This window comes from Aerococcus sanguinicola (assembly GCF_008726925.1).
GTDB lineage: Bacteria > Bacillota > Bacilli > Lactobacillales > Aerococcaceae > Aerococcus.
Window position 1 is genome coordinate 45,589 of sequence record NZ_VYWO01000001.1, and the last position, 23,626, is coordinate 69,214.

General features: G+C 46.9%; 21 protein-coding genes. 10 read left to right on the forward strand and 11 right to left on the reverse strand.

Features of this window, described 5'->3' with window-relative positions; genetic code table 11:
* Positions 1-92: 92 nt before the first annotated feature.
* Complete coding sequence (gene trhA / locus F6I03_RS00335; RefSeq protein WP_168160472.1) at positions 93-767, reverse strand: PAQR family membrane homeostasis protein TrhA; 675 nt, start codon at positions 765-767, stop codon at positions 93-95.
* A gap of 79 nt (positions 768-846) precedes the next feature.
* Between trhA and F6I03_RS00340 the strand changes: the two genes are divergently transcribed.
* The 3 genes from F6I03_RS00340 to coaA all read left to right on the forward strand — a co-directional run bounded on the left by F6I03_RS00340 (position 847) and on the right by coaA (position 3,804).
* Positions 847-2,019, forward strand: coding sequence for a GTPase (locus F6I03_RS00340; RefSeq protein ID WP_070430997.1), 1,173 nt, complete (start codon positions 847-849; stop codon positions 2,017-2,019).
* Between the two features lie 105 nt (positions 2,020-2,124).
* Entirely contained in the window at positions 2,125-2,856 is a 732-nt protein-coding gene (locus tag F6I03_RS00345) for an acyl-[acyl-carrier-protein] thioesterase (RefSeq protein WP_070430996.1), read from the forward strand.
* A gap of 12 nt (positions 2,857-2,868) precedes the next feature.
* The gene (gene coaA / locus F6I03_RS00350; RefSeq protein WP_070430995.1) at positions 2,869-3,804 is read left to right on the forward strand and encodes a type I pantothenate kinase; all 936 of its coding nucleotides are present in this window, start codon (positions 2,869-2,871) and stop codon (positions 3,802-3,804) included.
* Positions 3,805-3,857: 53 nt separating this feature from the next.
* Here the strand turns inward: coaA and F6I03_RS00355 are convergent, their stop codons facing one another.
* From F6I03_RS00355 to F6I03_RS00365, 3 genes are all read right to left on the reverse strand, one after another.
* Complete coding sequence (locus F6I03_RS00355; protein WP_070430994.1) at positions 3,858-5,486, reverse strand: ABC-F family ATP-binding cassette domain-containing protein; 1,629 nt, start codon at positions 5,484-5,486, stop codon at positions 3,858-3,860.
* Between the two features lie 87 nt (positions 5,487-5,573).
* The gene (locus F6I03_RS00360; RefSeq protein ID WP_070430993.1) at positions 5,574-7,715 is read right to left on the reverse strand and encodes an RNA degradosome polyphosphate kinase; all 2,142 of its coding nucleotides are present in this window, start codon (positions 7,713-7,715) and stop codon (positions 5,574-5,576) included.
* Positions 7,716-7,742: 27 nt separating this feature from the next.
* Positions 7,743-9,290 (reverse strand): Ppx/GppA family phosphatase, encoded by a 1,548-nt coding sequence (locus tag F6I03_RS00365; RefSeq protein WP_070430992.1) that lies wholly within the window; start codon positions 9,288-9,290, stop codon positions 7,743-7,745.
* A 203-nt stretch (positions 9,291-9,493) separates the two neighbouring features.
* Between F6I03_RS00365 and F6I03_RS00370 the strand changes: the two genes are divergently transcribed.
* From F6I03_RS00370 to F6I03_RS00390, 5 genes are all read left to right on the forward strand, one after another.
* Positions 9,494-10,849 carry an ABC transporter substrate-binding protein gene (locus F6I03_RS00370; protein WP_070430991.1) on the forward strand — a complete coding sequence of 452 codons (1,356 nt, stop codon included), beginning with the start codon at positions 9,494-9,496 and terminating at the stop codon, positions 10,847-10,849.
* Between the two features lie 73 nt (positions 10,850-10,922).
* Positions 10,923-11,810 (forward strand): carbohydrate ABC transporter permease, encoded by an 888-nt coding sequence (locus tag F6I03_RS00375; RefSeq protein ID WP_224788477.1) that lies wholly within the window; start codon positions 10,923-10,925, stop codon positions 11,808-11,810.
* Entirely contained in the window at positions 11,810-12,688 is an 879-nt protein-coding gene (locus F6I03_RS00380) for a carbohydrate ABC transporter permease (RefSeq protein WP_150983030.1), read from the forward strand. The genes F6I03_RS00375 and F6I03_RS00380 overlap by 1 nt, the downstream gene beginning before the upstream one ends.
* 3 nt (positions 12,689-12,691) lie before the next feature.
* On the forward strand, positions 12,692-13,810 hold the full coding sequence (locus F6I03_RS00385; RefSeq protein ID WP_070626015.1) for an ABC transporter ATP-binding protein: 1,119 nt from the start codon (positions 12,692-12,694) through the stop codon (positions 13,808-13,810).
* Between the two features lie 18 nt (positions 13,811-13,828).
* Positions 13,829-14,575 (forward strand): glycerophosphodiester phosphodiesterase, encoded by a 747-nt coding sequence (locus tag F6I03_RS00390; protein WP_070430988.1) that lies wholly within the window; start codon positions 13,829-13,831, stop codon positions 14,573-14,575.
* 69 nt (positions 14,576-14,644) lie between these two features.
* Here the strand turns inward: F6I03_RS00390 and F6I03_RS00395 are convergent, their stop codons facing one another.
* The 4 genes from F6I03_RS00395 to F6I03_RS00410 all read right to left on the reverse strand — a co-directional run bounded on the left by F6I03_RS00395 (position 14,645) and on the right by F6I03_RS00410 (position 17,128).
* Positions 14,645-15,109 (reverse strand): Dps family protein, encoded by a 465-nt coding sequence (locus F6I03_RS00395; RefSeq protein ID WP_070430987.1) that lies wholly within the window; start codon positions 15,107-15,109, stop codon positions 14,645-14,647.
* A gap of 47 nt (positions 15,110-15,156) precedes the next feature.
* Positions 15,157-15,699, reverse strand: coding sequence for a TIGR01440 family protein (locus F6I03_RS00400; protein ID WP_070430986.1), 543 nt, complete (start codon positions 15,697-15,699; stop codon positions 15,157-15,159).
* On the reverse strand, positions 15,699-16,181 hold the full coding sequence (locus F6I03_RS00405) for a low molecular weight protein-tyrosine-phosphatase (protein ID WP_070430985.1): 483 nt from the start codon (positions 16,179-16,181) through the stop codon (positions 15,699-15,701). The genes F6I03_RS00400 and F6I03_RS00405 overlap by 1 nt, the downstream gene beginning before the upstream one ends.
* Before the next feature lie 68 nt (positions 16,182-16,249).
* Positions 16,250-17,128, reverse strand: coding sequence for a Cof-type HAD-IIB family hydrolase (locus tag F6I03_RS00410; RefSeq protein WP_070430984.1), 879 nt, complete (start codon positions 17,126-17,128; stop codon positions 16,250-16,252).
* A gap of 107 nt (positions 17,129-17,235) precedes the next feature.
* Here F6I03_RS00410 and F6I03_RS00415 point away from each other — a divergent pair, with 107 nt between their 5' ends.
* Positions 17,236-17,910, forward strand: coding sequence for a uracil-DNA glycosylase (locus F6I03_RS00415; RefSeq protein ID WP_070430983.1), 675 nt, complete (start codon positions 17,236-17,238; stop codon positions 17,908-17,910).
* Here F6I03_RS00415 and F6I03_RS00420 read toward each other — a convergent pair.
* Together F6I03_RS00420 and F6I03_RS00425 are read right to left on the reverse strand one after the other, a co-directional pair.
* The gene (locus F6I03_RS00420) at positions 17,907-18,341 is read right to left on the reverse strand and encodes a CopY/TcrY family copper transport repressor (RefSeq protein WP_070430982.1); all 435 of its coding nucleotides are present in this window, start codon (positions 18,339-18,341) and stop codon (positions 17,907-17,909) included. The genes F6I03_RS00415 and F6I03_RS00420 overlap by 4 nt on opposite strands.
* 181 nt (positions 18,342-18,522) lie before the next feature.
* Entirely contained in the window at positions 18,523-19,443 is a 921-nt protein-coding gene (locus F6I03_RS00425; RefSeq protein WP_070430981.1) for an alpha/beta hydrolase, read from the reverse strand.
* Positions 19,444-19,631: 188 nt separating this feature from the next.
* On the opposite strand from F6I03_RS00425, the gene F6I03_RS00430 reads away from it, so the two are divergent.
* A complete protein-coding gene (locus tag F6I03_RS00430; RefSeq protein WP_070430980.1) occupies positions 19,632-21,140 on the forward strand; it encodes a DUF1846 domain-containing protein in 1,509 nt (502 codons plus the stop codon).
* Between the two features lie 58 nt (positions 21,141-21,198).
* Here F6I03_RS00430 and F6I03_RS00435 read toward each other — a convergent pair whose 3' ends face one another.
* A complete protein-coding gene (locus F6I03_RS00435) occupies positions 21,199-23,622 on the reverse strand; it encodes a PBP1A family penicillin-binding protein (RefSeq protein WP_070430979.1) in 2,424 nt (807 codons plus the stop codon).
* Positions 23,623-23,626: the final 4 nt, after the last annotated feature.

The window sequence follows — 23,626 nt, forward strand, 5'->3', positions numbered from 1 at the left end:
ATAATTTGGAGAATAGCTTCTCTACCACTCTAACATTTTAACATATTCTAAGTGAAGAATGCTAAAGAATGGCCTTTTTTTACAAATTCGCCTTAAGTGTAGCATAGGATAGCGATAAAAAAGCAAGCACTCCCGGCCATAACAAAGAGGTGCCAGGCCACATGGTAGTAGGCAACTTGGTCATCTTTGACATAGAAGTAGGTGCCTAGGGTGTAGGCAATTCCTCCAATCAGGGTCCAGACCAGTCCAGGCAGAGGGAAGTGGTCAATGAGTGGCTTGACGGTGAAGAGGACCAACCAGCCCATGGCGATATAGGTCCAGGTCTCCCAACGCTTAAAGCGGTCGCTCGCTCTTAAACTGAGGAAGATACCGCAAGCGGCGATCAGCCATTCCAAGATAAAAATAGGCCAACCAATCTTTGTTGGCAGGACGAGGAGGCAGTAGGGGGCGTAGGAACCCGCAATTAAGAGATAGATCGCGCAATGGTCAAAGATACGAAAAAGCGGGGCGACACGGGTAAATTTTAGACTATGGTAGAGAGTTGAGTTAAAATAAAGCATACACATGGCCAGTGTAAAATTAAGGTAGGCCAGTAGGTGGACAGGGCTCTCTAGGCGTACGGCCTTGAAACAGAGGCTAATGCAAGCAATAATGGCTAAGATAAGTCCAATGCCGTGGCTAACGGCACAGAAGACCTCATTGGTAATCTGGTAAGACTTGGACTGGAGAATTTCAGGGTCCTTGAAAACATTTTGCTGGCTGGGCACGTTAACACATCCTATCATTTTTAATCATATTATATCATATCCATATAAACAGTCGAAGGAAGACAAGGAGGATTCCATCATGAAGAAAGCATCAGCTGTTGACCTCTCTTTGATCGAGGAATTAACCCAACAGACCCAAGAAGAAATCAAAAAAATGAAACCCATCCATATTCTGGTGGTCGGTAAGACGGGAGTAGGGAAGTCAACCCTGATCAACCGCGTCTTTCGTGAGCGTTTGGTCGAAACGGGGATTGGTGAACCTATCACCAAGCACTTGCGTCAGATTACGAAGGACAACCTTCCCCTGGTCCTCTATGATACTCGGGGCTTGGAATTGGACGCCAGCATTCAAGACCAGGTGAGTCGGGAAATTAATGAATGCCTCGACCAATTAGAAGCCAAGGGTGAGACCATGCACTGCGCTTACTATTGCATCAATGCTTCTTCGTCGCGGATCGAACCCATGGAGAAAGCCTTTATCCAAGGACTAGCCGATAAGATGCCGGTGATCTTGGTCTTAACCCAGGCCATTGGACAGCCCGCTCAAGACTTCAAAAAGTACCTGGATAACTTGAACTTAAAGGTTCAAGCTGTTGTCCCCATTATGGCCAAAGACTATCCGGTCAGCCCAGATTATACTGTCCCAGCTTATGGTTTAGACCATTTGATTGAACAAACCCTGGCTGTAATCCCCCATGACGTCCAAGATGCTTTTAACAATGCCCAACAAGGAGACCTGGACCGCAAAGCACGATTGGCGCGGCGTTGGGCGCGCCGTTATATTATTTCAACATTTGGGGTTGGTTTTACACCGATTCCTTTTGCTGATGCTGCCCTAATTGTGCCCCTGCAGATCTCGATGCTCGCCCATATCACAGCCATTTTTGGTGTCTCTTTGGAACACCAAACCCTAGTGGGCCTAGTGGGAGCCGTCGGGGGAACAACAGGTGCGACCTTCTTGGGACGGACCTTAGTGGGCAATATCTTTAAGCTGATTCCAGGCCTAGGGAGTCTGGCGGGTGGCGCCATCTCAGGGGCTACGGCGTCCATTGTGACAACAGCTTTAGCTATGTCTTATATCTCGGTGCTCCGGGTGATTGCTGAACATGATATTCGCAATGAGAAGCTGTCAGCCAAGAGCATCCGCAAGCTCATGCAGAGCGAATTCAGGGCCCGGCTCAAACGGGGGAAGAAGGATCCGGACTATCAAGCGATCCGGGCCGAGCAGGAAAAAGAGAAGAATGATCACTAAGGAGGCTTTGCCTAGCAGGCTAGGCCTAGGCAGATATCATTTTTTTTGGTATGATGACAGTATTGTGAAAACAGACTAACATTTTGTGAGAGGGTGGGAATTTGGATGGCAGCCTACAGCAAGGAATTTATTTTAACGGAATTATTTTGTGATGCGAATGGGGAAGTAACCATGAAAGGCATTGTGGACTTGGTCTTCCAATTAGTGGCCAACCAAGAATACGACTGGCCTTATGAGCATAAATTAAGGGGCTATAATTGGATTGTCCTGTCCCATCATTTTGCTTGCCAGAGTCGGCCACGCCTAGGTGACAAGGTCCGCCTTGAAACGGGAATTATTGAGGTCAACCGTTTCTTTGTCTACCGCTATTACCACTTCTATAATTCTGACGGCCAAGTGGTCATCAAGGGCCAGTCTCAATTTAGTTTGATGGATCTTGAAGCACGCAAGATTGTGCGCATACCTGACCAATTCCAAGCCGAGAACAGTGGGCTGAAGGCAGAACGCCCTTATCGTTTCAAAAAGAATTTAGGAGAGCCTGATCTCAGCTCAGAGGCTAGGGTTCAGTATACAGAAATTGACGCCAACCAACATGTCAATAACTCGGTCTACCTCAACTGGGTCATCAACCAAGTCGCTGGGACTTTTTTAGCAAGCCGAGCGGTCCAGGCTTTCGATATTAGCTATGACCATGAACTGGGGCTGGGTCAAGCCTACCAGCTAGCGAGTCGGATAGAAGAACAGGAGGACTCGGCGCAAACTTGGCACCAGGTCCTAAGTGGGGAGACTTCTTGCGCCCGGATCCATGTGGACTGGCTATCACGTGATGGAAATTAAAGGAGAATTGTTTTGATTGAAGCAGAAACCTATCATATTATTGACCGGGTTCAGTGGCGGGACTACCGGGAACGGGTCCATCCCTCGATTGAAATTCATCTAACGGAGAAGCAGCTGCGAAAGATTATTTCGCTTAACGATGAATTATCCGTGACAGATGCCTTGGAGGTTTATGAACCGCTGACCCAGCTGATTGCCATTTACCGAGATAATTACTCCCGCTTGCAACGGCGGCGCAACCATTTTCTTGGTATCGAAGCTGAGATTCCTCCCTTTATGATTGCCATCTCCGGTTCAGTGGCAGTTGGCAAGTCGACGACCGCACGTCTGTTGCGGCTCTTTTTATCCCAAGCCTTCCCTGATTTAAATGTTGATTTAGTTACAACGGATGGCTTTCTTTACCCCAATGAGGAATTAATGAGACGCGGAATCCTTAACCGCAAGGGCTTTCCTGAAAGCTATGATATGCCCAAGCTCTTGCAGTTTTTGACGGATGTGAAGAATAATAAACGAAATATTCCCTTTCCTGTCTATTCCCACGAGAATTATGATATTGTCAAGGGAGCCAAGCAGGTCTTGCGAAATCCCAATATCTTAATTGTGGAAGGCATTAATGTGCTCCAATTAGATGATAAGGAGCAGGTCTTTGTCGGGGACTTTTCGGACCTATCTATTTATGTGGATGCGGATACGGCTTGTATCGAACGTTGGTACTATGAGCGCTTCAAGATGCTTATGCACAAGGCGGAAGAGAATCCGGATAACCACCATTACCGCTATAGCCAGATGGGGGAAGACCAGGCAATGGCAGAAGCCAAGCGAATCTGGCAAGATATTAACTTGGTCAACCTTAATGAATATATCTTACCGACCCGCAACCGGGCAGATATGGTGATCCACAAGCGGGGTAACCACTATATCGACCAATTATGGATGAAAAAATATTAGAAAAAGCGTGAAATCACTTGCATACCATGCTCGTGCTCTCACGCTTTTGTTTTTTATTGGTAGAGTTGGTCGACCCGCTCTTGAGTATCGGCATTATTGAGATAGTCTTCAAAACCGGTATCGATACGGTCAACCATGCCTTGGCCGCTGACGTGGATGACACGGTTGGCGATGGTGGAGAGGAACTCCCGGTCGTGAGAGCTAAAGAGGAGGACGCCGTTAAAGCGAATGAGTCCTTCGTTGAGGCTGGTGATGGATTCCAAGTCTAAGTGGTTGGTCGGATCATCCATGACCAGGACATTGGCCTTAGAAAGCATCATCTTGGAGAGGAGGCAGCGAACTTTCTCCCCACCCGATAAGACGTCCACTTGCTTATTCACATCATCTCCTGAAAAGAGCATCCGTCCCAGGAAGCTACGCAGGAAGGTATTATCTTGTTCTTCTGGGGTTTTGGCATATTGGCGCAGCCATTCCAGGATGGTATCTTGGCGGCCATCAAACTCGTTTGAGCTATCGCGGGGTAGGTAGGCCTGGGAGGTCGTGACACCCCACTTATAAGTTCCCGTATCCGGCTCCATTTCCCCCATGATAATCTTGAAAAGAGCAGTGACGGAAGCATCATTACGGCTCACAAAGGCTACCTTGTCATCATTTTTGAGGTTAAAGGTGATATTATCAAGGACTTTAACCCCATCGATGGTTTTAGAGAGGCCTTCCACAGTAAGAACATCGTTACCGATTTCGCGCTCAGGTTCAAAACCAACAAAAGGATATTTACGGCTAGATGGTTGGATATCGTCGAGTTCAATCTTATCGAGCATCTTCTTACGCGACGTGGCCTGCTTAGACTTGGAGGCATTGGCGGAGAAGCGGGCGATAAATTCTTTGAGCTCTTTAACCTTTTCTTCTTTTTTGGCATTGGCGTCTGCCTGTAATTTAGCGGCCAATTCAGACGATTGCTTCCAGAAGTCATAGTTACCGACATAGAGCTGGATGCGACCGAAATCAACATCACAAATATGGGTACATACCCGGTTGAGGAAGTAACGGTCGTGGGAAACTACGATAACAGTGTTCTCGTAGTCAATCAGATAGTCTGCTAACCATTCAATGGATGCGGCATCTAAACCATTGGTCGGTTCGTCTAAGAGCAAGACATCGGGATTTCCGAAGAGGGCTTGGGCCAGTAAGACTTTAACCTTGTCCTTTTCGTCTAATTCGCTCATCAATTGATTGTGGACCGATTCTTCGATACCTAGGCCGGTCAATAATTGGGCCGCTTCAGACTCGGCTTCCCAACCGTTCATCTCCGCAAATTGTGCCTCTAGTTCACCGGCACGGATACCATCTTCTTCCGTGAAGTCAGCCTTGGCATAAATGGCATCTTTTTCATTCTTGATGTCATAGAGTTCTTTGTTTCCCATGATGACTGTATCAATCACCGTATAGTCTTCGAAGCCAAAGTGGTTCTGGCTGAGAACTGATAAACGTTCATTAGGATCTAAGTTGACTTGCCCCGTAGAGGGTTGGATTTCTCCAGAAAGAATCTTAAGAAAAGTAGATTTTCCTGCACCATTGGCCCCAATAATGCCGTAGCAATTTCCGGGCGTAAATTTTAAATTCACATTGTCGTAAAGTTTGCGATCTGAGAAATGCAAACTGACATTGCTGACAGTTAACATGAATGCTTTACCTCGCTTTTTGATTTATTGTTTCTCTCGAATATTACACGAAAGAAGGCAGGAAATCAATACTTACTGTTTATTTCCCTACTTTCTAAAAGAGAATGGGAGACGTTGGAACCATTTTTTCTTGGCTTGGGCGGGGTGCTGGCTGGACTTCTTGGCCAGGGCCTTCTTCATGAACTCTTCTTGGGCAGAAACTTCGGCCTTGTCGTTTTGGACGTAGGCATAGGAAGAGTCTGGGAGCTTGTAGCGGGCCTTGGTATTGTCAGCAAAATAGACCTTGAGGATGTTCATGATCTCATTGTGGATGGATGGGTCAAGAATAGGGAATTCGATTTCCACCCGACGGATCATATTGCGGGTCATCATATCAGCTGACGAGAGGAAGAGCTTCTCTTGGCCATTATTGTGGAAGTAGTAGATCCGGCTGTGCTCTAAGAAGCGTCCTACTACGGAAATGACACGGATATTGTCGGAAATGCCTGGAATGCCTGGAATCAAGCAGCAGATGCCGCGGATGATCAGGTCAACTTGGACACCGGCTTGGCTGGCTTCATAGAGCTTGCGAATAATATCCAGGCTGGTCAAGGAGTTCATCTTAGCGATAATCTTACCGTTCCCATATTTTTTGTGCATTTCGATTTCGTCATTAATATCCTCAATATAGGAGTCTCGGATATCGAAAGGCGAGACGTGGAGGTGGTGGTAGTCGGGCTGTTCGGCATAGCCACTCAGGTAGTTGAAGAAGTTAGTGGCATCCTCACCGATTTCAGGATTGGTGGTGAGTAGGCCCATATCCGTATAGCCCCGCGCTGTCTTATCATTATAATTGCCTGTTCCCAGGTGGACATAGCGCTTGAGTTGCTTGCCTTGGCGTTTGACGACAAGGGAGATTTTACTGTGGGTCTTGAGATGGGACTTGCCATAGATCACATGACAGCCTGCTTCTTCTAAAACCTTGGCCCATTGGACATTGTTTTCTTCGTCAAAGCGGGCCTTGAGCTCCACTAAGACCGTAACCTGCTTGCCATTCTCGGCTGCCCGTTTGAGGGCCTTAACAATAGGCGAGTCACTAGATACCCGGTAGAGGGTCATCTTAATGGCGATGGTTGCTGGATCATCCGCTGCTTGGGAGATAAATTCAACAATCGGATCGAAGGAGTCATAGGGATGGTGGAGGAAGAGGTCTTTTTTCTCAATATAGTTAAAGAGGTCCTCGTGCTCCAATTCAGGCGGATAAACCGGGCTGAAGTCTTTGAAGGTCATTTCGGGGAAGGCATCTTCCAAGAGGTCCACCGCTTCGTTCAGCCCAGTTAAATCAAGCGGACCATTCAGGAAGTAGGCATCCCGGTCCTTAAGCTGTAATTCATCCATGAGGAAGGCCACATTTTGGTGGAAGCTTTCGGGATCTACTTGCCGCTGGTCGAATTCCACACGGACAGCAATGCCGTTCCGACGCTTCTTAAGATAGTCTTCAATAACGACGAGAAGGTCTTGGGCTCCTTCTTCATGCAATTCCAGATCAGCATTCCGAGTGACTCTGAAGTAGAAGTTAGAGAGCACTTGGTAGCCAGGGAAGAGTTCCCCAACGAAGTATTGGACAATGTCATGGAGGTCAACAAGATAGTGGCTGCCATTCTTTTCGAAGTGGTAGTAGCGGTCGAGGAGTTGGGGAATAGGGACAATAGCAATTTCTTCCCCTTGGTCGCTCTGGAGGTTGACGAATAAGTTGCTGACCTTGTTATTTAAATTAGGGAAAGGACGGTAGGCATCAATGCCTAGGGGAGTTAGGCCAGGGAAAATTTGTTCATTAAAATATTGTTTAAGCTGGTCAATTTCCTTGTCCTCTAAAGCATCAATTGGAGAGAAGTGAATATTGTGTTTGGCACAGGTGCGTAGGACCCGGTCCAAGAGTTTGTACTGGTAGTCAACATTTTCCCGGTTAGCCTTAGCGATGGCATCGAGCTGTTGGTCAGGGGTCCAGTGCTTCTTAGAGTCTCGGGTATCCCCTTGCATATGGGATTGGTCCTGTAAACCAGCTACCCGAACCATCATAAATTCATCGAGATTGGAACTGCCAATGGCTAAAAAGCCCAAACGTTCGAGCAAGGGATTCCGTTTATCTGCCGCTTCTTGGAGGACGCGGTAGTTAAAGGATAACCAGGAAACTTCCCGGTTGTCATAGTAATCGGGATTCTTAATATCTTTCTGTTTGTCTTCAGTCATAGCTTACAACCCTTCCTAAGTCTAAACTTATAGATTGTGCGAAGTCGTTGGAATGAAATCGAGCTGGATATCGCGGTCAATAATTCGCTCAATATGTTTCTTCTGATCTTCCGCACGGTACACTTCTGATATTAACGTACCATTGTAAAAAATACGTAAAATTAATGTATCATTTTGGATAATCATATCAATTGAGCTTATGATGTTAAAGTGAGAGTCATTGAGAGACTCAGAAAACTTGATTAAACCGCCCATGGCCTGGATGCGGTCAAGTTCCTCTTCGGTAAAAACATCTTCGAACTCTTCGGCGTATTGTTTGAATAGGGACTTATTCTTATAGGAAGCAATGAGACTGATGGCTACTCTTTCTTTGTGGTCAAAGCCGTTCATATTAGAATTTGAAAGTAAGTAGAAGCTGTGTTGGGAAGCCGATCCCCGCTCGATGAAGCGGCCGCAGAAATAGAGATAGGCCCCGTAGATCATTAAGCGCTTCTCTTGTTCGTTCCAATTGATAAAGTCCTTCTGCTCGAGGCAGGTGTAGACTTGCCGGGCAATGTCGACACGTTGGGCATGGTCGGCCATGGAGAAGTGGTAGGTCGAAGTCAAGCCCTCAATGGTCTGTCTTTGGATGTGGAAGATGTCATAGGGTGCGGGGTAGTGGTCTTCGATATATTCATAGAGGATGCCCTCGCGCAGACCGTATTGGCTAAACTTAAAGCAAGGAGCTTGGACACAGCTCATCAATTCTTGGAAGACCAAGCAGGCTGGGGTGATAATATCAGCCCGGTCGGAACTGAGACCATCTAATTTTTGCAAGTCTTTAGCGGATAGGGAGAGGAAGAGGTCGAGGGTTTCTTCCAGGTCCTCCTCAGTCATTTGATAGTTATGGAGACCAGCTAAGGGGTAGTCATTTTGTAATTGGTGGACCCGGGTGACGTTACGGGCGGACCCTCCCACAGCAATAATAGGAAGTTTGGCATCCTTAATAAAGTCAAAGTCAGCAAATTGCTTGCGCACAAATTTGCGGGCTTTTTTGATGGCAGACTTATCGTCATGGTCCTTATCTGAGAAGAATTTTTCGGTTAAGGAGACCGCACCAAAGGGGAAGGAATGGGAGGCTTGGATTTCTTTGTCCTTGAAATAGGTGATTTCCGTCGATCCCCCACCGATATCGACGGTAAGGGCATCACGGTCAGACATGGTATGGATGATGGCATTGTAGCCATAATAAGCTTCCTGGTTGCCTGATATGATATCGATCGTGATGCCTGTTCTTTCCTTCACGGTATCTAAAATTTCCTGGTAATTTTCGGACTGGCGGATAGCAGCCGTCGCCTTGGGCAGGAGTTTGTCTGCTTTTAGGATTTGGACTTCATGGGCAAAGTTATCGAGAATTTGACACAAAAGGTCAATTCCTGCTTGGTCCATGATATTGTTTTCGTCCAAATGATGGTAGAGCCGGGCAGGGATCTTGATATTTTGAATCTCATGCAGGATGAAATGGTCATCAATGTCTACGACAATCAGCCGGATGGTGTTGGAACCGATATCGACGAGGCCAATTCTTTCTTTCATAAATAGGGTCACTCCATTTCTAGACTTTTTTCACTGTCTAAGCATAGTATAACGGAGACTCTAGCAAGTCTGTAGTAAAAAGCTAGGAGGATTTACATATTTTTTACATATTCATGTAAAATTTACGCTGAATTTACATTGAATTAATAATGACTGGTTACAATACAGATAGCTTAAATAAATCTTTGGAGGAAAGATCAAAAATGAAATTTAAACAATTATTAAAATCTACGGCGATTTTATCAGGACTCAGTCTGCTTTTAGCAGGATGCGGCAATGGCGGCGAAGCGGGCGATTCTGCTTCCAACCAAGGCAATTCTGCAGATAGTGAAGGCAAGACTGAACTTGTTTTCTGGCACGGTATGGGTGGGGAAACAGGCAAGGCCTTGGACGAATTAGTGGCAGACTTTAACAATTCCCAAGATGAAGTCTTCGTTAACGCCCAATACCAAGGGACTTACGATGAAACCCTGACCAAGTTAAGATCATCTGCTTCGGGCGAAGCTGTAGGGGCAGACCTCGTTCAAGTCTTCGAGCAGGGAACAGCCTTCATGATTGACTCTGGCCTGACGGTTCCAGTTCAAGACTATGTGGACAAGAATAACTTTGACATGAACCAGCTTGAACCCAATCTCTTGGCCTATTACACCTTGGATGACAAGCTACACTCTATGCCTTTTAACTCATCCACACCAATCTTGTACTACAACAAAGATGTCCTAGAGCAAGCGGGCTTGTCAGAAGCGCCTTCCACTATGGAAGAAATCTTTGAAAATGCGGATAAGTTAACCGAACAAGAGGGCGTGACCATGCCAATTTCTGTCGGGGTCTATGGTTGGTACATTGAGCAATGGATCAACAAGATGGGCGAAGACATGTTCAATAATGGCAATGGCCGGGAAGCAGCTCCAACCGAAGTGGTTTTCGATGACAACGGATCCATGGAACGTGTCCTTGAAATGTGGAATGAAGGGGAAGAGAAGGGCTATATGCCAAACGTAGGCCGTGAAGGGGGCCAACCTGAATTCGTTTCGGGACAAGCTGCAATGACAGTCGGTTCTACTGCTAACTTACGTCAGATCCTAACGGAAGTTAATGATCGTTTTGAAGTTGGGACGGCTTATTATCCTGGCTTAACTGCTGAAGATGACCAAGGCGTCTCAATCGGAGGGGCTTCCCTTTGGATGATCGATTCAGGGGATGACGCCAAGAAAGATGCAACCTGGAAGTTCATCGAATACCTGGTATCACCTCAAGTTCAAGCCAAATGGAATGCTGCGACAGGTTACTTCCCCGTTAACTTGAATTCTCACGAAGAAGAAGAATTCAAAAAGAACTTGGAAGAATTCCCACAATTTGAAACAGCGATTAACCAATTACACGACTCTAAGCCTTCAGACCAAGGCGCTATTTCAGGGGTCAACCAAGAAGCACGTCAAATTTATGAAGCTGAATTAGAAGCTCTGCTCAATGGATCGGACAAGCCAGCTGATGCTGTGAAACGGATGGCCGACCAAACCAATTCAGCCCTTGAAAACTATAACAAAGTGAATAAATAATCAACTGTTGACCGCGTCATAAATAGCTGGGTGCATCTCTCAGCTATTTATTCTTTTAGAAGGAGAGATCGGATTGGAAGCAAAAATTCCTATGGTAAAAAAAGAAAAGAGCACTTGGAAGAAGCTCCAGGGCTATGTTTACCTTATTCCAGCTATTTTAATCTTAGTGCTCTTTATGTTCTGGCCCTTTATCCAAACTATCGTGCGCAGTGGTTTCTTAACTGACGGCATGGGGCGGAGCACAGAATTTATATTCTTGGATAATTATCTTGAATTATTCCAAAGCGCCAGTTTTTGGAATAGTATTATTGTCACCCTAAAATTTGTACTGATTGTTGTAGCGACGGGTGTTATTATCGGCTTTACAACCGCCTTACTCTGTCAAAAAACTTTTCCTGATTTAAAATTCTTTTCCACCTCCTATGCCATGCCTATGGCGATTGCTTCAGCGGGGATGGCCATGATCTTCCAGGTCATGTTAAACCCTTCCATCGGGATCATCAACCAGGCCTTCAAAATGACTGTCAATTGGTTAACGGATCCGACTCTGGCTTTGATTGCGGTGGGCGTTCTGACCGGCTGGTTGAATAGCGGGATGAACTTTTTATACTTCAGTTCAGGTTTGGCTAGTATTGACGATAGCCTCTACGAATCGGCTTCTATCGATGGGGCTAACTCCTTCCAACAATTTACGAATATCACCCTCCCATCGCTCAAGCCAACCATGTTCTTTGTCCTTGTGACGAATATCATCAATGCCTTCCAAGGTTTCGGTCAAATTAATATCTTAACCAAGGGCGGCCCTGGCGAAGCAACGAATGTAATCGTCTACGACATCTACCGCAATGCCTTCATGAACTACCGCTATGGCTTTGCTTCGGCAGAATCAGTTATTCTATTCCTCATCGTTATGTTGCTCACCTTTATCATGTTTAGAGTCAGAAAGGGGCTAGATCATTAATGGAATCTGTACTCAGTCAAGACAAAAGTTTAAAGAAAGAAGGAACAAATCCTTCGCGGGGTAAATCAAAGAAGCGCTGGTGGCTCTTATTACTTAATGTCATTATGTGGTTGTTCGTGATGTTCCCCTTAATCTATGCTTTCTTAATGGCCATCAAGCCAGCCAGTGAACTCTACAATCCCGACAGTATCTTGATTCCGCAAGAAATTACATTGACGAACTTTGTGGATGTCTTCTCCATGGCTCCGATTGCCACCTATATCAGGAACTCCCTTATTGTCTCCCTAGCGATTACAGCATTCCAGATTGTGACGTCATTATTGGCAGGTTTTGCCTTCCAATTTATTGACTTTAAGGGCAAAAAGATTATCTATGCTTTGATTTTATCCACGATGATGATCCCTGGTGAAGCTGTGATTATTTCCCAATTCTTGATGGTATCGGGTTGGGGTTGGAATGATACCTTAATTGTGCTCATCGTCCTTTATATGGTATCTGCCTTTAATATTTTCTTATGCTGCCAGGCGCTTGAGAATTTCCCTTATGAGATCTATGAGGCGGCTAAGATTGACGGCTGTTCTGATATTCGTTTCTTATTCACAATTATGATGCCCTTACTTAAGCCAACAATTGGGGCCATGGCAGTCCAATCCTTCTTATCCGGCTGGAATATGTATATGTGGCCACTCTTAGTTACTAATAATGACCAGGCCCGGACAGTGCAGGTAGGAATTGGCATGCTCAATAGTGTGGACTCCCAGTCAATGGTGCTCATGGTAGCTGGCGTTGTCATCTGTATGGTGCCAAGCTTAGCAATCTTTATCTTCGGACAACGTAATATGGTAAAAGGTTTAACACAAGGTGCAGTAAAGGGGTAGAAAATGGCTAAAGTAGTTTTAAATAAAGTAGGAAAAATTTATGAAGATGGTTACAAGGCCATCCATAATATTGATATGGATATTGCCGATAAAGAATTCATTGTTCTTGTTGGCCCATCCGGTTGTGGTAAGTCGACCACCCTGCGTATGATCGCAGGATTGGAAGATATTTCAGAAGGGGAGCTCTATATTGGGGATGACCTCGTAAACAATGTGCCGGCTAAGGACCGGGACATTGCCATGGTTTTCCAATCCTATGCCCTTTATCCCCATATGAATGTGCGGGATAATATGGCTTTCGCCATGAAGATGAAGGGGATTTCTAAGGAAGAGCGCTACCAACGGGTTGAAGAGGTAGCTGAAGTGCTCCAATTAACCCCCTTCCTAGACCGCAAACCAGCTGCCCTCTCTGGTGGGCAAAGACAGCGGGTCGCTTTAGGACGCGCTATGGTGAGAAAGCCAAAAGTCTTCTTGCTGGATGAACCGCTCTCTAACCTGGATGCTAAATTACGGGTCAGCATGCGGTCTGAAATTGTCCGCCTCCACCGGGAACTAGGGACGACCTTCATCTATGTTACCCACGATCAGACGGAAGCAATGACCATGGGAACACGGATTGCTGTTCTTAATGGGGGACGGATTGAACAATTTGATACGCCGGATAATCTTTACCGCAACCCAGTCAACCGTTTTGTGGCTGAATTTATTGGTAGCCCGCAGATGAATATGATCAATGCCCGCTTAGTGTCTACCGACCAAGGGCCCGCTATGGAGAGCGCCAATGAAACCTTCATGTTAACAGAAGACTTAAAAGACCGCCTGCTAGTTGAAGCAGACGGCCGGGATATTTTGATTGGTATCCGTCCTGAAAATCTCTACCATGCAGAGACACGGGAAGGACCAAATGTGATTAAAGTCCACGCTAATAATGTGGAACAGGTGGGTTCAGATACTTATGTTTACTTTGACTTCCACGAATCAGACCGGGAGTGTACGGCTCGCTTTAACCCACCTATCCATATTCCTTATGATACAGATATTTATGTGGGCTTGGACATGAGTCAAATCGTCTTATTCGATAAGGAAACAGGCGAAGCTATCTTAGCGCCTAGACGCTTTTAATTCAATAAGGAGGACCACATGCAAATTCTAGCACACAGGGGATACAGTTCAAAGTATCCAGAAAATACCATGTTAGCCTTTCGCGAAGCTTATGCAGCCGGAGCAGATGGTTTAGAACTCGACGTGCAGCTCAGCCGCGATGGCCAGGTTGTGGTTTGCCACGACGAGAGGATTGACCGCACCTCTAACGCTAGCGGACGGATTATGGATTATAGCTTAGCTGAACTTAAAAGCTTTGATTTTTCCAATGGTTTTGCTTCAATTGGACCAAGCGAAGACTTGCAAATTCCAACATTGGAAGAAGTCCTCCAATGGTTACAGGGCAATCACATGGTTCTCAATATTGAATTGAAGACCAACCAATACGCCTATCCTGGTTTGGCAGAGAAGGTGGTGGACCTGGTTCAACAGTATAAGTGTGCACCGCGTGTGCTGATTTCTTCTTTTAACCACTACAGCATCCAAGAGGTTAAAGCACTAGCGCCTGACCTAGCCTGTGCCTTCCTGGAAGTTAACAGCCTGATTTCTCCTGGCTTGTACTGCCAGGCGCATGGCGTGGATTATTACCATCCACATTTCTTTGCTATCAATGATACCATGCTTGAAAACCTCCACGACAAAGGGATTAAGGTCAACGTCTGGACCGTTGATGGACTGAACTTGGCCTCTGATCTCATGGATAAGGGCATTAATGGGCTGATCACAAATGATCCTGCCAGCTTAAGGGCTCTTCTAAATTCGCGCAAAATTGAGCTTGCTATCTAAGAGCGAGCGCTTAAAAAGGGACCCCCAAGACGAAAAGTTCTTGGGGATCCCTTTTTTGATCCGTAAATATTAATAAATATTAGGTTCTTGACCTAGTTCAGCCGCAAGCATCCAGATACGTTTTTCCAGTGCGTTTTGGTGGCCTTGTAAGAGGTCGTTAGTAACCCCGTCACCTTCTTCGTCTGCTTCAATAACTGCTTCGCGGTATAAACCAACGAGGTAGCGGTAGTTATCGAGAAGTTCAGCAAAGCGTTCGCTGGTTGATTGCTCCCAGTTGCCCTTTTGGTTGCTGAGCTTGGTATTTTCTAAGTATTCTTCCATAGTAGCATAAGGTGAACCGCCGATGGTGATGAGGCGTTCGGACACTTCATCTAATTGTTCGTCGATTTCGTCCATCCACTCGTCGAGGAGAGGGTGGAGGAAAAGGAAATTAGCCCCACGCATGTACCAATGCGTCTTATGTAGGATCAACTTCATTTGGGTCAGGTCTGCAACTAATTGGTTGAGATTCTTTTTAGATTTTTCAAATGTCATGTCAAATTCCTCCTTGACTCTATTATAAACCCATTATCTGAAATAAGCTATTTTAAATCCTTGTTGTAGTGGGCTCTTTCGCCACCAATGGACTTAGGACGTCTCCGGCAAGCATTGACCCAGGCTTCTCCAATCCGATGGTGTTGGAGGCGTAAGGGCACGCAAACAGGCAGAATGTGCATCCCAATCAGGGTATTACCGATATCGATGCCTGCATCAGCTTGGATGGCTTCAATCGCGATGGGATTGTCAAAGCTCTTATAAGCCGCTGTAGCAAAGGATCCCCCTGCTTTGGGTTGGGGGACCACGTTAACTTCAATGGCCTGAGGAAGAGCTTCACGCTCCACAATAAGCGCCCGGTTGAGGTGCTCACAACACTGGGCTGCTAGGTAGATGCCGTGGCCTTTAATGCTCTCATGAATGGCTTCAAAAACCTCTTGCCCAATTTCTGGTGAGGACTGGCTGCCGATGCGCTCGCCAATAATTTCGGATGACGAGCAGCCAACGACAACAATTTGTCCGGCTTTGAGTTTAGCCTCTTGAACCAATTCTTCGACCAAGTCACGACATTCTTGTGCTAGTGTTTCCATTACGATAACTTCCTTTCCTTCACGATAGTGTCTGTAATGGCATTGACGCCTTCGTAAATGTCATCAAAAGTAGTTAAAAAATCTTTGGTTATAATCGGGTCTAGGACATCGTCATCACTTCCCAAAAATTCATTAAACAAGTAAACCCGGTCATGGTAGGCTTCGGGAATGCGTTCTAAGGCATCCTTCTTAACATCTTGGTCCATGCAGATAATATAATCGAATTTTTTACCATCTTTGGCAGTCAGTTGCCGGCTCTTCATTTTTCCAGGATCAATGTGGAATTGTTCCAGGATTTTGATGGTTTCGGGATGGGGCGGATTGCCCACCCGCCAATCTTCGATGGCTGCGGAATCGACAGCAATATGACGTCTTAATTTTTCTTCTTTGACTTTTTGCCGCAGGATAGCTTCGGCCATAGGAGACCGACAAATGTTGGCCCGGCAAACAAAGAGAACACGGGTACGGTTAAAGTTAAACATGGGCTTCCTCCAACTGCTAATCATTTATTAAGTTTAGTATAACACAGTTAGAAGCTAAGAAGCTTGGTCTAGTCTTCTTTTTCCAGAGCCAAAATTTCTTGGATGGCGCCAGCGAGACCTGCCGCATTATTGGAACGGGCTTGGTACTTGGCTGTTTGTTTGACGGCTTCTTCCCCATTCTCCATGGCAAAGCTGTAGCCGGCGATTTCTAGCATGGGGATATCATTGTAATTATCCCCAATGGCTAAGACATGGTTGAGGTCATAGCCATGTTCTTCACAATAACGCTTGAGAGCTGCCCCTTTGTTAGCATGGGTTTGGCTGATTTCAATGTTATATTTAAAGGACGAGGTCACATAGATATCGTCAAATTTTTGTGTCAATTCTTTTTTGAGAGGGACCAGGTGCTTGTCAGGATCTTGGTGGGTGAAGGTGATCTTAACGATCTTTTGTCCTTCTTTATTGATGAGGTCTCGGAGGTCATCCCGGTAGTCAATCTTTGTTACTTCGGTTGACTGGGTGGCTCGTTGTTCAGCTTCTTCTTGGTTCATGCCAGGGTTCATCTGTTGGATGAGCCGGGTAATGCCTTGGATGCGCTGGGTCCGAGAGCTCGAGTAGACATTCTTTGAGGTCATTGCTTCCATATAATAACCCAGTTCACGTCCCCGGTCGATGATGGCGATTGCTTCTTGATCTGGCAAAGGAATCTCGTAATCAACCGTTCCTGTCCGATCAAAGGCAATAGCCCCATTGAGGCCGATAATCGGACAGCGAATGCCCGCTTCATCGAGCACAATTTTAGCTTCTTCGAAGTTCCGTCCGGTACACACAATGAAGGGGATACCGAGGCTGTAGGTATGCATAATGGCATCGATATTAGCTTGGGGAATCTCCATATTACCGTTTAATAAGGTCCCGTCCATATCTGAAGCAATCAGTTGAATCATCGCTAATTTCCTCCTATAATAAGTTTATCTTAAGTCTATGTCTATTCTACCATTTTAAGAAGGCCTAGACTAGAAATCTGCTGAGGAAATAAAAGAGGAGGACAGCTATGCATCAAATTATTGCGAACCAATGGCAAGAGGTCTTGGAGCCGGTCTTTGACGGAGCGACCTACCAAAGATTACGGGAGTTCTTAAAGAAAGAGTACCAAGAACAGGTGGTCTATCCTGATATGTTCCATATCTATGAGGCCTTCAAACGAACGGACTTTAGCCAGGTCAAGGTGGTTATTTTGGGCCAAGATCCCTACCATGGACCGAACCAAGCCCATGGCCTATCTTTCTCCGTGCAGAAGGGGGTTCCCATCCCCCCGTCCCTGCGCAATATTTATAAGGAATTGGCCGATGATGTGGGCTTTCAACCTGTCCAGCATGGCAACCTCACCGAATGGGCTGACCAGGGAGTACTCTTGTTGAACTCCGTTTTAACTGTCCGCCAGGGCCAGGCAAATTCCCATAAGAACCAGGGTTGGGAAGAGCTGACGGACTATGCAATTGCTCAACTCAACCAGCGCCAGGAAAAGATTGTCTTTATTCTCTGGGGCAATGCGTCCAAGGCTAAGCGGCCCCTGATTGACGAATCGAAGCATGCCGTCTTAACCTCGGTCCACCCCAGTCCCTTATCTGCCCACCGTGGTTTCTTTGGTTCCAAGCCCTTCTCCCAATGTAATGACATCCTCACAGCGAGTGGTCAAGCGCCCATTAACTGGCAACTGACCCCCTAGTGTTTAACTTGGCACCGGCATTGTCCGGGGAGGCAGGAGCAGGTCACAGCTTGGGGCTCTTTCTTAGCGAGGGCGGATTGGATATTCCGAATCATATCCTGGGACAGGGCATTGTCCTCGATGCATTGGATAATAAGATCTCCTGCCTGGCACTGGCAGAGGTTGTCGAAGATGGTTTTGAGTTCTAAACGGCTGGCTTCTTCTTGGCTAACCTGGGCTTGGTAGACATAGGCCCGGCCACGCTTCTCCTTAGCGAGCCAGCCCTTGTCTACTAGGCGCCGGATCAGGGTCTTAATGGTGGAGTCCTTCCAAGCCATGGCTTCAGCTAGGCAATCGATAATATAGCGGCTGCTGGCTTCTTTTTGAGCCCAGATGACCCGCATGATTTGCCATTCGGCTGGGCTGATTGATTTGTCTTGTCCTGTCAGCATTTAATCATCTCCATTTCAGGTTACATTTGTAAACATTATAACTCTTAAAAAGGACTGCTTGTGCAGTCCTTTTTGGTTCTACCGAACATTCCTTAACTTAGTTGGGAGAGGAAGTAAGGAATTTCTCTTATCAACATCTTTTGCTAGTACACCTATAGTATAAGGGCTAAATGTGAATATTTTATGAATTCGGCAGAATTTCTTTCTCCAACCAGTCCTCAATGAAGCGAAAGACCTCCTCTTCATGGTTATAAAAGTACAGTTCATGGCCGTGGCCGGGAAAACGCTGGCAGGTCACCCGCTTGATCCCTTGCTTGCTTAGCTCTGCTTTGAGTCTCTCCTGTTCGTTTCGTCTAAAGTGGAGGGGATCCGAACCGCCGTTAATAATAAGGAAGGGGAGGTCCGGTCGGATGCCCTGAGCCCAATTTTTTCGGGTCGCCTGCTGGGCTAAGTCGAGTACAGCTTGGAAGCCTGCATTGGTGAAGACAAAGCCTGTTAGGGGCTCTTCTTTAAGGGTTTGGCCAGCTCGCCAGGTCGCCTTATAGGCGGGCGAGTCTTTGGCCTTGACAGGCTCCTGGCCGAAGATAAGACGGTGGAGCTTGAGATTGGTCTGGCGCTGATTTCGGAAGCTGAGGGCTTGGAGGGCACGTCGGACGCCTCCGATGAAGGGCACATGGGCATGGCTAGCCGATAGGATGCAGGCGTCAATTTCCTGGCTGTATGTCTTGAGAAAGAGCCGGGTCACATAGGCTCCCATGCTATTACCTAGGAGGATGTAGGGGATTTGCTCTTGCTTAAAGCTTCTGACGACAGCCAGGACATCGCGGACGAGGAGGTCCTTGGCTTGCTTGGGGGCTCCCAGATAGCCCAAACTATGGTGGTCACGTGCGAGGGCGCCATGCCCTAATTGATCATGAGCAATGACAGTAAGGCCTGCTTGGTTAAAGTAGTGGGCAAGCTTTTCATAGCGCCCACCGTGTTCGGACATGCCGTGGACCACGTGGAGGATAGCCCGGGGCTGGGAGACCTCCCAGGCATGGACAGGGGTATAGGGGCGGTCTTTTGAAGCTGAGGGAATATGGGTATAGACTTGGTAGGTCACGCTGAGGCTCCTTTACAATAATACTTTAAGGTCACTTGCATGATAACTTAAGCTGCCTCTCATTTCCAGAGATTTTGATTAAAGTTCTATGATTTAATTTACAAGTCTTCCTCAGGGTGCTAAAGTAGTATGAAGGAGATCTGATCTCAGATGATGACGTTAAATTAAAGAGATAAAGAGGGTTGCAAATGAATAAAATTGGTTTTGATACAGAAAAATACCTAGCCCAACAATCCAAACACATCCTGGACTGTGTGGCCGGCAAGGATAAACTTTATATTGAATTTGGCGGCAAGTTAATCGGTGACAAGCATGCCAAACGCGTTCTTCCTGGTTTCGATGAAGATGCCAAGATGAAGCTCCTGGCAACGCTCAAGGACCAGGCCGAAATCATTATTTGTATCTATGCGGGTGACATTGAAAATAACAAAATCCGTGGCGACTACGGCATTCCATATAATGAAGATGTTTTACGTCTGATTGCAGAATACCAACGCTACGGGATTCCGGTTAACAGTGTCTTGCTCACCCGTTACAATGGTCAGCCCAATGCCAAGGCCTTCATGACCAATCTTGAAAATCGGGGCATCAAGGTCTATGCCCATGAAGCCATCAAAGGCTATCCTACAGACATTGAAGCGATCTTTGGGGACCAAGGTTTTGCTAAGAATGCTTATATTGAAACCAGTAAACCCGTTGTTGTGGTTACTGCCCCAGGTGCAGGTAGCGGCAAGCTGGCGACTTGCTTGAACCAACTTTATCATGAGCATACCCGGGGAGTGAATGCGTCTTATGCTAAGTTTGAGACCTTCCCGGTTTGGAACCTGCCCTTAAAGCACCCAGTTAATATCGCCTATGAAGCGGCCACAGTGGACCTTAAAGATGTGAATATGATTGATAACTACCACTACGAAGCTTATGGTGAAGTGGCGGTCAATTACAACCGAGACATTAACATGTTCCCTGTCATCCGTCGTATCATCGAAAATATTACGGAAGCCCCATCAGTCTATAAGTCACCCACGGACATGGGCGTCAACTGTATTGCAGATGGGATTATCGATGATGAGGTCTGCAGGCAAGCGGCTAAGCAGGAAATTATCCGCCGTTACTTTGCGATTGAGAATGATTTTGTCAAGGGGACCTTGGATGAGGACTGTCGACGCCGGATGCAGATCATTATGGAAGAGAGCGACCTCCACGGCACCGACCGAGCAGTTGTCCAACCGGCCCGTGATTATGAAGCTGAGGTTCAGGAACGCTTAGGCAAGAATGAAATCCAAGGGGTAGTTGCATTGGCCCTAGAGGATGGACGGATTGTTACCGGTCGGACCAGCGAGATTATGGATGCTTCTGCTGCTGTGATCGTCAATAGTCTCAAAGCCTTGGCTGGCATCAACGATGAAATTGACTTGATTGCTCCGATGATCCTCAATACTATCCAAGACCTCAAGCGGGATGCCCTCCACAGCCGGGTGCCTGTCCTGACGACCAATGAGCTCTTAATCGCCTTATCTATGAGCGCGGTTACCAATCCAACGGCTAAGGCAGCCTATGACCAATTGGAAGCCTTAGAGAACTGCCAGGCCCATGCGACCTTCATTCTCAGCCGGGAGAATGAAAAGACCATCAAGCGTCTGGGAATCGATATTACCAATGATCCGGTGTATTCGGCGAATAATTTATTGGCGAATTAAAAGTTTAAAATAAAAAATCTCGCTTCACCTCCAAGCAAGGAGGGAAGCGAGATTTTTGTTATTGATAAGCAGGGGCTGAAGTGGAAGGAGAAGCATTTCCCCTAGGATTTCCATCAGTTCCAGTTTGTGGATTTACTTGTGAAGTAGGTCCCTGGTATTGACTGGACGATCCGGGCACTATGGATGTTTGACCGCCACCTGTTGACTGGCCTTGCTCATAGTCTCCCTGTTCTTCAACTTGACTATCCGAGACAGACCGGCTGGAACGCCCGCTGGTTTCTTCGTAGTCTTCTTCACCGTAGCCTGACTGGTAGCTGGATTCATAGCTAGGTACCCGGTTATAGCGACGGGTGGAGTGGCTGTAATAGCTGCCATTAGGGTCTAGGTTGCCCTGGCTAGCAGCCGAATTCTTGAATTCCTCATAAAGGTTTTCATTGATCAAGTCGCGGGTGGTTTGGCTGTAAGGAGTGGAAGCGGTGGCCAAACGCACAGGGTTGGATAGGGCTACCAGGTTGGCTTCGTGGACGGTATCTGGTTTCTCCCAGTCCTCATTGTGGGCCCCATTGGACACATAGTCCATCATCCGCCGGTAGAGATAGTCGACGGCATGGCCGGCGCTTTCCGTGATATAGCCATTAGGGGAGTTCGGGTTATCGTAGCCCATCCAAACCGAGATGGAATAATCGGTGGTAAAGCCAGACATCCAACGGTCAGGGGCAGCCCCTGATGGAATATTGAAGCGGGCAATCTGGTCGTCGGTATAGTTGGTTGTCCCCGACTTCCCTGCTTCGATGATGGCGCCATTGTGGTAAGGCGCAGAGAGCCCTTCGGTAAAGACAGATTTCATCATGTCGGTCAGGATATAGGCGGTAGACTCTCGCATAGCTTGTCGGCTTTCACCGGAGACTTCAACCTTCTCATTGTTGAGGGTGAGGAAGTAGTCTACGGCTTTAGGTTCGTTATACTCCCCGTAATTGCCCACTGCTGCAAAGGCGGCCGATAATTTCAGTGGCGAGATTTCCCCACCAATGGAATTGGATTCATAGACGCCTTGTCCCTTATTGAGGGAGATGTCTAAATTATTGAGGAAGTCGTTAACCTTCTCTGCCCCTACAGCTTGGAAGACCTTGAGTGCGGGGATATTCCGCGATTCAGCTAGGGCTTGACGCATGGTAATCAGGCCTTGGTGTTGGCGGTCCCAGTTATTAATCGGATCGCCACTGCTGTAGCGGTAGGGTTCATCCTTAACCCCAGTTGCGGGGCTGATATTTAAGTGCTCGATAGCAGGGCCGTAGTCACTCAGAGGTTTGATTGAAGAGCCTACGCTCCGGTTCAATTGGGTGGCCCGGTTCAAGCTCAGAGCTTCTGTCTGGTTGCGGCCGCCGAAGAGGGCAACAATATGGCCTGTCTTCGTATCGACAATTGATGCCGCAGCTTGGACTTCGGAATCTTGGAAGTAGGCCCCATTGGGATCGTTGAGAAGCTCGGTGATATAGTTTTGGGTATCCATGTCAAGATGGGTATAGATCTTAAGGCCGTCTGACCACATATCGTAGCCAGCTGCCTTGACGTCCTCTGCAACTTGCTGGATATAAGAATCCACAACTTGGTTGACCGTATTTTCTTTCTCTCGATTCTCTTCAAGGGGTTGGAGGCCAGCATCGATAGGGGTGTTAACCGCTGCTTCGTAGTCGGCTTGGCTAATCTTGCCATTCTCTAGCATTTCGGAGAGGACCAAGTCCCGCCGTTCTTTAGCATTCTCGGGATTCGTATAAGGGTTGTAATTGTTAGGCGCTTGAACCATGCCTGCGAGGAGGGCGGTCTGAGGGAGGCCGAGATTATTTAAGCTCGTCCCATAGTAGACTTCCGCTGCGGTCCCCATCCCATAGACGCCGTTAGCCATATAGACCTTATTAATATAGAATTCAAAAATTTCTTTCTTGGTATAATTTCTTTCTAGCTGGAGAGCTAGGATCATTTCTTGGACCTTGCGTTTGTAGGTTTGGTCTTCCGACTTGGTTGAAAAAGCGGAGAGTTTGACCAGCTGCTGGGTCAGGGTAGACCCGCCTTGGGAGATGCCCCCAGCTTTGATATTAGCAATCAGAGAGCCAATAATCCGTCGAGGGTCGATCCCATTGTGCTGCATGAAACGTTGGTCCTCAACTGAAGTGACCGCATCGAAAGTGAGTTGGGAAATTTCATCTTCTTTCACAATTCGTCGTTCATTTTGGCTGGTTTCATAGATTTCCTGGCCCTGGTTGTCATAGACAATGGAAGCCATTGACCCCCGTAATTCGTCCTCAGTCAGTTCAGGGGCGGTGAAGGCCCAGTAGGCGAAGACTGAGCCTACAAGGAGGGCGATGACGGCAAAGAAACCGACAATGGCTAGGATGATTTTTTTCCAAAGTGACTGATTTGATAAGGCCTGGCGCGGTTTTCGCTTCTTGTTGTAGCGTTGGTGGCGGCGGTCTTTTTCAGACATATTA

Bases quoted from the DNA above. Each gene is read 5' to 3' on its own strand.
- F6I03_RS00345 (WP_070430996.1), top strand. From the start codon at position 2,125: ATGGCAGCCTACAGCAAGGAATTTATTTTAACGGAATTATTTTGTGAT.
- F6I03_RS00340 (WP_070430997.1), top strand. From the start codon at position 847: ATGAAGAAAGCATCAGCTGTTGACCTCTCTTTGATCGAGGAATTAACC.
- F6I03_RS00430 (WP_070430980.1), top strand. From the start codon at position 19,632: ATGAATAAAATTGGTTTTGATACAGAAAAATACCTAGCCCAACAATCC.
- F6I03_RS00355 (WP_070430994.1), bottom strand. From the start codon at position 5,486: ATGTTAACTGTCAGCAATGTCAGTTTGCATTTCTCAGATCGCAAACTT.
- F6I03_RS00370 (WP_070430991.1), top strand. From the start codon at position 9,494: ATGAAATTTAAACAATTATTAAAATCTACGGCGATTTTATCAGGACTC.
- F6I03_RS00410 (WP_070430984.1), bottom strand. From the start codon at position 17,128: ATGATTCAACTGATTGCTTCAGATATGGACGGGACCTTATTAAACGGT.
- F6I03_RS00390 (WP_070430988.1), top strand. From the start codon at position 13,829: ATGCAAATTCTAGCACACAGGGGATACAGTTCAAAGTATCCAGAAAAT.
- F6I03_RS00420 (WP_070430982.1), bottom strand. From the start codon at position 18,341: ATGCTGACAGGACAAGACAAATCAATCAGCCCAGCCGAATGGCAAATC.
- F6I03_RS00360 (WP_070430993.1), bottom strand. From the start codon at position 7,715: ATGACTGAAGACAAACAGAAAGATATTAAGAATCCCGATTACTATGAC.
- F6I03_RS00395 (WP_070430987.1), bottom strand. From the start codon at position 15,109: ATGACATTTGAAAAATCTAAAAAGAATCTCAACCAATTAGTTGCAGAC.
- F6I03_RS00380 (WP_150983030.1), top strand. From the start codon at position 11,810: ATGGAATCTGTACTCAGTCAAGACAAAAGTTTAAAGAAAGAAGGAACA.
- F6I03_RS00435 (WP_070430979.1), bottom strand. From the start codon at position 23,622: ATGTCTGAAAAAGACCGCCGCCACCAACGCTACAACAAGAAGCGAAAA.
- F6I03_RS00405 (WP_070430985.1), bottom strand. From the start codon at position 16,181: ATGTTTAACTTTAACCGTACCCGTGTTCTCTTTGTTTGCCGGGCCAAC.
- F6I03_RS00365 (WP_070430992.1), bottom strand. From the start codon at position 9,290: ATGAAAGAAAGAATTGGCCTCGTCGATATCGGTTCCAACACCATCCGG.
- F6I03_RS00385 (WP_070626015.1), top strand. From the start codon at position 12,692: ATGGCTAAAGTAGTTTTAAATAAAGTAGGAAAAATTTATGAAGATGGT.
- F6I03_RS00400 (WP_070430986.1), bottom strand. From the start codon at position 15,699: ATGGAAACACTAGCACAAGAATGTCGTGACTTGGTCGAAGAATTGGTT.
- F6I03_RS00415 (WP_070430983.1), top strand. From the start codon at position 17,236: ATGCATCAAATTATTGCGAACCAATGGCAAGAGGTCTTGGAGCCGGTC.